Source organism: Micromonospora sp. URMC 106 (assembly GCF_051386395.1).
In the GTDB taxonomy this organism is placed as follows: domain Bacteria; phylum Actinomycetota; class Actinomycetes; order Mycobacteriales; family Micromonosporaceae; genus Micromonospora.
On record NZ_JBPQTP010000238.1, the window covers coordinates 1 to 749 of the forward strand.

Consider the following 749-nt stretch of genomic DNA (forward strand, 5'->3'; position numbering starts at 1 on the left):
TTCAGACCCTTCAGGAACGCCATCGTCGAGTACTGCGGGTCGGTGATCTGCTCCACCGTGCCCCAACCCGAGGACGGACGCTGCTGGAACAGACCCTGCGAGTCATGATCGTTGCGCTCACCCAGGTGACCCAGGTTCTCCAGCTTCGACTCCTGCAACGCCGTCGCGATCGCCACCACGGCGGCCCGCTCGTCCATGCCGGCCTTCTTCGTCGCCGCGATGATCGCCTTGACGTTGGCGACCTGCTCGTCCGACAGGTCGATGCGCGACTGCGCGCCCTGCACACCGTGCGGAATCAGCTTGGCCTTGTCCACGGCCGGCTTGTCGGCCTGCACGGCGACGGCGGTGATCGGGGTGCCCGCCTCGATCGGGGTGGTGGTGTCGGTGTGGTTCAGCGGGCCGGCGGCCAGCGCACCGGCGGTGGCGAGACCAGCGATACCGAGAACGCTCTTACGCATGATCGTGTTCATCACAGTGGCTCCATTCGGGGGTTGGCACCACCACCGCCAAAGGGGGATCGGCGGGGTGCAAGCACCGTCCGGCGCTCAAGAAACACGGGGGGATCCGGCAGCACGCCGGGAAGACTCAGACCGGGCCACGTTCACGCGGGGCGGGGGGACGCCCGCACGCCGGCCGGACCATGTGTAACGACCGGCGGCCCACCATCATTCCGGGGGGCCGGGCATACCAGCCCGTCGCCCGGGGGTGTGCCCTTGCTCAGCCGTACGCAGGATGTAACGACCCCGGCC

General features: G+C 68.6%; 1 protein-coding gene. It reads right to left on the bottom strand.

The window, feature by feature from the left end:
- Window positions 1-470, bottom strand: a 470-nt coding sequence (locus ACSNOB_RS31925; protein ID WP_436691154.1) for a hypothetical protein, incomplete at its 3' end; no start/stop codon positions are given.
- Window positions 471-749 lie beyond the last annotated feature (279 nt).